Genomic DNA, 6011 nt, shown 5'->3' with positions numbered 1-6011 from the left:
GTTGACCTCGGTCGGCGGGTGCCACGAGGTCTGGATCGCCAGCGACATGTCGTTCCACACGGCGGACACTGGGCGAGGACCACCGGCGTCCAGCGACTCCGCGAACAGCTGCAGCAGATCGGCGGGGGGTGACTCGGTCAGCCCGGGCGCCCCCCAGAGGGACAGCCTTGCGGGGCGCCGGCCCGCGGGGGGCGCCCGGGCGGTCTGCGGCCGGGCGGCGGCCCCCCCCGCCCCGGCCCCCGGCCCGCCCCCCCCGGCCCCGGGACCCCCCCCCCGGGCCCCGGGCCCCCCCCCAGCCCCGGCCCGGGAGGGCGAGAAAGGGCCCCCGCCACGGGGCCGCCATGCGGCCCGGGACGCCGACCCCAGCGCCCCCCCCACCCAGATGCCGCGGGTCCCGCCGGCCCCGCCGACTGACGAGCCGGCCCGCCCGCCGGTCCCGCCGCCGTATCCCCACGAGTGGCTCAACCCGCCCTCCCCCGACGACCAGAAGCGATGAGCGTCGACCACGACCGGGCCGCGGCCGCCGTACGCGAGCTGCTGCTGGCCGTGGGGGAGGACCCCGACCGCGAGGGGTTGCGCGACACCCCCGACCGGGTCGCTCGGGCGTACGCCGAGATGTTTGCGGGGTTGCACGCCGATCCGCGTGAGGTGCTCCACAGGACCTTCAACGAGGACCACCGCGAGTTGATCCTGGTCAAGGACATCGAGCTCTACTCCGTCTGCGAGCACCACCTCGTGCCCTTCCACGGCGTCGCGCACATCGGCTACATCCCGGGCGCGTCCGGCCGCATCACCGGACTTTCGAAACTGGCCCGTCTGGCGGACCTCTACGCCAAGCGCCCGCAGATTCAGGAGCGGCTCACAGCGCAGATCGCCGACGCCCTGGTCGAGGCACTCAGTCCGAGCGGCGTCATCGTCGTGATCGAGGCCGAGCACCTGTGCATGGCGATGCGCGGCATCCGCAAGCCCGGCTCCCGCACGACGACGTCCGCGGTACGGGGCGTGTTCCAGCGCGACAGCCGAACCCGCGCCGAGGCGCTCAGCCTCATCTCGGGCCGATCGCAATGACCCGGACGCTGCCCAGCGCGGACCGCTCGCTGGTGATGGGCGTGCTGAACGTGACCGCGGACTCCTTCAGCGACGGCGGCCGCTTCCTGCAGACCGACCGCGCCATCGAGCATGGACTGCAGATGCACCGGATCGGCGCCGACCTGATCGACGTCGGAGGCGAGTCCACTCGTCCCGGTGCCGAGCGGGTCCCGGCGGACGTCGAGATCGCGCGCGTAGTCCCGGTCATCGAAGCGCTCAGCGCCGAGGGCATCGCCACGTCGATCGACACCATGCGAGCCTCGGTCGCCAGGGCCGCCATCGAGGCAGGGTGCGCCATCATCAACGACGTCTCGGGCGGTCTCGCCGACCCCGAGATGAACCCCACCGCTGCCGAGCTCGACGTCCCCTACATCCTGATGCACTGGCGGGCCCACTCCCGCGACATGCAGGCCTTCGCGCGGTACGACGACGTCGTCGAGGACGTCCTGCGGGAGCTGCTGACCCGCGTCGACGAGGCGCTGGCGGCCGGCGTCCGCCGCGAGCGGATCATCATCGATCCGGGGCTGGGATTTGCGAAGACCGCCGATCACAACTGGGCCCTGCTGAGCCGGCTCGACCGCTTCGTGGGCGCCGGCTACCCGGTGCTGGTGGCAGCATCGCGCAAGTCCTTCCTCGGCTCGCTGCTGAGCGTGGATGGCACGCCCCGACCACCCGGTGGTCGCGAGGACGCCACCACCGCCATCTCTGCGCTGTCGGCCATCGGTGGGGCATGGTGCGTCCGCGCACACCACGTGCAGGCATCCCTGGACGCCGTGAAGGTGGCCGCCGCATGGAAGGCCGGGCGCGCGTGAGCGGGAGCGTGGACGAGATCCGGCTGACCGGCCTCGCGGTCACTGGGCATCACGGCGTGTTCGAGCAGGAGCGCCGCGAAGGCCAGACCTTCGTGGTCGACGCGGTCCTGGGTCTCGACACGACACCCGCCGCGCGGTCCGATGACCTCGCTCAGACCGTGCACTACGGGGAGCTCGCCGAGGCGATCGCCGCAACGGTGGCCGGCAAGCCCTACGACTTGATCGAGACTCTTGCCCACAAGCTGGTGGACGTCGCGCTCGGGTACCAGCGGGTGCAGTGGGCGCAGATCACCGTGCACAAGCCGCAGGCGCCGATCCCGCTCCAGTTCGCCGATGTCGCCGTCACCGTCAGGAGGAGCCGCCGATGACCACCGCCGTCCTGTCGATCGGATCGAACGTCGGAGACTCCATCGAGCATCTGCGCTCGGTCGTCGCCGCAGTCGGAAACCGGCTGATGGTCGCCAGCTCGATCTACCGCACCGCCCCCTGGGGCGGGGTGGAGCAGGACCCCTTCCACAACGCGGTGCTCATCGCCGCCGACGAGAGCCTTGACGCCCGCGGCTGGCTTGCGCTGGCCCGCAGCTGCGAGGAGGCCGCCGCGCGCACCCGCGACGTCCGGTGGGGCCCGCGCACCCTCGACGTCGACCTGGTCGCGGTGTACGCCGACGACGACGAGCACGGCGGGTCGCTCCGGCTGGACGACGCCGACCTGACCCTGCCGCATCCTCGAGCGCATGAGCGCGCCTTCGTGCTCGCCCCCTGGGTCGAGGTGCAGCCGCACGCCATGCTGCCGCAAGGCTCGGCCGAGGATCTGCTGCGCGGGCTGATCGAATCGGGATGCCCCGAGCAGCAGGTCGAACGGCTGGACGGGATCGGGTTGTGAACAGCCCGCTGCAGCCGACCAGCCGCTCCACGCTCGGTGCGCTGGTGGTCGGCAGCGCGGTCATCGGCTGGGCGCTGGTCAGCACCTTCTACGGCGACATCCCGCGGCTGAGGTGGTACATGCCGGTCTGGGCCGGTGTCCTGGCCCTGGCCGAGGTCTTCTTCGGGATCAACCTCAAGTCCCGCATCGGGCGCAAGAAGGGCGCCGAGCCGGTCGACCCTATCGTGGCGGCCCGCGCGCTCGCCCTCGCGAAGGCCAGCGCGTACGTCGGCGCCGCCCTCACCGGGTTGTGGGCCGGCTTCGCGGCGTACACCGCAAGCCAATGGGGTCACCTCATCTCTGCGAAGACCGATACCGTGATCGCGTTCGTGGGCGTGGCGCTGAGCCTCGCCCTCGCCCTTGCCGGTCTCTGGCTCGAGCAGTGCTGCCGGGTCCCGGGCGATTCCGACGAGGATTACTGAGCACAGGCCGTGTCGTCGGTAGCTCTCCCGGGGCAGGATCGGTGAACAGAAACCAAACGTCTGTACACACCCCTTGATCCGGCGCCGGTGTTCGGCCAGTGTGAAGTGCGCGCAAGAAGTGCGCGCCTCCCGAGCATCCACAGAGGGCCCCGCTTCCATGACTTCTGCCATTCGACGCGCCTTGGGCGCGAGCGCGACCGCCGCGATCGGACTGACCACGGTTCTGGCCTTCGCCAACCCGGCCTCCGCCGCCACGAACACCGGCACGCCGACGGCTCAGCCCGGCAAGCCGGGAGTCATCGACATCTTCAACGTCAATGACTTCCACGGGCGCATCGACACCGACTACACAGGCAACCTCGGGCTGTCCTTCGCCTGCACCCTCGAGTCGTCGAAGGCGACCTACGGCGATGCCAACAGCATCTTCCTGTCGGCGGGAGACAACATCGGCGCCTCGCCGTTCACCTCCTCGTCCCAGGACGACAACCCGACGATCGACTTCCTGAACGCGCTTGAGCTGCGCGCCTCCGCCGTCGGCAACCACGAGTTCGACAAGGGCTATACCGACCTGACCGAACGGGTCGATCCGCGCGCCCAGTTCGCCCACCTCGGCGCGAACGTCTACCTCGCCGGCACCACCACGCCAGCGCTGGACGAGTACAAGATCATCGAGGTCAACGGCGTCTCGGTCGGGATCATCGGCGCGGTCACCAAGCAGACCCCGTCGCTCACCGGTCCGAACGCAACCGGCACCCTGACCTTCGGTGACCCGGTCGCCGCGGTGAACCGCGTCGCCGCCCAGCTCAGCGACGGGGACACCACCAACGGCGAGGCCGACGTGATCATCGCCGAGTACCACGAGGGCGCGACCGCCGGCGATCCGTCGACCCTGCAGGAGCAGGTCGCGACCGGAGGCGCGTTCGCCAGCATCGTGAACGACACCTCCAGCGAGGTCGATGCCATCTTCACCGCGCACACCCACAAGACCTACGTGTGGGACGGCCCGGTGCCTGACAGTGACGGCACCCGGCCGGTCATCCAGTCCGGCTCCTACGCCAACCCGCTCGGCCACGTCCAGCTGACCTACGACGCGGTGACCGACACCGTCACCAGCTACGCCGCCCAGAACATCACGGTCCCCAGCACGCCCGGCGCGAGTTGCCCGAAGACCGATCCGCAGTACATCGCGGCCAGCCAGGTGGTGACCGCCGCGGTCGCCCAGGCCAAGGCGATCGGTCAGCAGCCGATCGGCCAGGTCACCGACGACATCACCACGGCGTACGCCGATGGCAAGCGCGACGACCGGCTCTCGGAGTCGACGCTGTCGAACCTGATCGCCCAGTCGATGGTCGAGGTGCTCAAAGAGCCCGGCCGCTCCGGCGCCGACATCGGCGTCATGAACCCCGGCGGCGTGCGCGCCGAGCTGCTGTACGACGACGGCGCCAACAAGACCGGGGAGATCACCTACGGCGAGGCCGCCGCGGTCACGCCGTTCGCCAACACCCTGCAGACGATCGAACTCACCGGTGAGCAGTTCAAGACGGTTCTCGAGCAGCAGTGGCAGCGAGATAAGAACGGTGTTCCGCTGACCAGCGGACGCCCCTACCTGAAGCTCGGACTGTCCGAGAACGTCACCTACACCTTCGATCCGGACCGGGCGCTCAACGACCGCATCACCTCGATCACCATCAACGGTGAGCCGATCGACCCCGCCGCGACCTACACCATCGTCGGCGCCTCGTTCCTGATCGGCGGCGGTGACAACTTCTGGGAGTTCCGCAACGGCGCGAACATGAAGGACTCCGGGCTGATCGACACCGAGTCGTTCATCAACTGGATCGACACCAACAGCCCGGTCTCGCCGGACTTCGCCAAGCAGGCGGTCACCGTCCGCGAGCTGCCCACCACCGTCCAGGCCGGCACCGCGCTGAGCTTCCAGGCGCAGGGCTTCGACCTGACCAGCCTCGGCTCGCCGACCAACACCGGCGGCAAGGTGATGCTCAACGGCGTCGAGATCGGGACCTTCCAGATCGTCGCCGGCCAGACCATCGTGACCTCGACCATCCCGAACGTCGCCGGTGCCGGCGGCGTCGCCACGATCGACACGATCGTCCCGGCCGACACCCCGGCCGGTCCGGCCACCCTCCAGCTGGTCGCCGATCCGTCCGGCACGACCGTGACGATCCCGATCACGGTGACCGCCGCGGCGCTGGAGCCGGCGATCACTATCGACTCCCCGGTCCAGGCCGGCGGTCAGACCCAGGTGACTGTCACCGGCTTCCCGGCCAACACGGTCGTCGACATCGCCGTCGACGGGGTCCTGATCGAGCAGGTCACCACCGACGCGAACGGCTCGTTCACCGGGACGCTGACGGTGCCCACTGACGTGGTCGGCACCCACACCATCACAGCGACTGCGGGCGGGCTGACTGCCTCGGCCCAGTTCGAGGTGACGGCGGCGAGCTCGCCGAGCCCGTCGCCGGGGGACGACGATGACGACTCGGCCGCGACGCCGACGCCGGCACCGAAGGATCCCGCCGGGACCAAGGGCGGCTCCGGTGGCCCGGCTCAGAAGATCGCGTACACGGGTACCGACGCCGCTCCGCAACTGGGGCTCGCCGCGCTGCTGCTGGGCGCGGGAGCCGCGCTCGCGGTACTCGGACGTCGCCGCAAGGCATAGTCGCGGGCGGTTGACCGCACACACCGGGTGGGGGCACGCCAATGAAGGCGGGTACCCACCCGGTGCCGCGTCCGGCATAAACCGGC

The 6011-nt window shown here is 70.4% G+C and carries 6 protein-coding genes; all 6 read left to right on the top strand.

Features of this window, described 5'->3' with window-relative positions:
* The first annotated feature begins 492 nt into the window (after positions 1-492).
* The 6 genes from folE to DAA40_RS12830 all read left to right on the top strand — a co-directional run bounded on the left by folE (position 493) and on the right by DAA40_RS12830 (position 5925).
* Entirely contained in the window at positions 493-1068 is a 576-nt protein-coding gene (gene folE, locus DAA40_RS12855) for a GTP cyclohydrolase I FolE (protein WP_106850075.1), read from the top strand.
* The gene (gene folP, locus DAA40_RS12850) at positions 1065-1901 is read left to right on the top strand and encodes a dihydropteroate synthase (RefSeq protein WP_199849739.1); all 837 of its coding nucleotides are present in this window, start codon (positions 1065-1067) and stop codon (positions 1899-1901) included. Before folE ends, folP begins: the two co-directional genes overlap by 4 nt.
* Positions 1898-2269, top strand: a complete 372-nt coding sequence (folB, locus tag DAA40_RS12845) for a dihydroneopterin aldolase (protein WP_234356363.1) — start codon at positions 1898-1900, stop codon at positions 2267-2269. The genes folP and folB overlap by 4 nt, the downstream gene beginning before the upstream one ends.
* Positions 2266-2784, top strand: a complete 519-nt coding sequence (gene folK / locus DAA40_RS12840; RefSeq protein WP_106850074.1) for a 2-amino-4-hydroxy-6-hydroxymethyldihydropteridine diphosphokinase — start codon at positions 2266-2268, stop codon at positions 2782-2784. The genes folB and folK overlap by 4 nt, the downstream gene beginning before the upstream one ends.
* A complete protein-coding gene (locus DAA40_RS12835) occupies positions 2781-3245 on the top strand; it encodes a DUF3180 domain-containing protein (RefSeq protein ID WP_158716431.1) in 465 nt (154 codons plus the stop codon). The genes folK and DAA40_RS12835 overlap by 4 nt, the downstream gene beginning before the upstream one ends.
* Positions 3246-3402: 157 nt before the next feature.
* Entirely contained in the window at positions 3403-5925 is a 2523-nt protein-coding gene (locus DAA40_RS12830; protein ID WP_106850072.1) for a bifunctional UDP-sugar hydrolase/5'-nucleotidase, read from the top strand.
* Positions 5926-6011: the final 86 nt, after the last annotated feature.

This window comes from Blastococcus sp. Marseille-P5729, from assembly GCF_900292035.1.
GTDB lineage: Bacteria > Actinomycetota > Actinomycetes > Mycobacteriales > Antricoccaceae > Cumulibacter.
The sequence above is the reverse complement of the archived record's forward strand: the minus strand, read 5'-3'. Positions and strand labels throughout refer to the sequence as shown.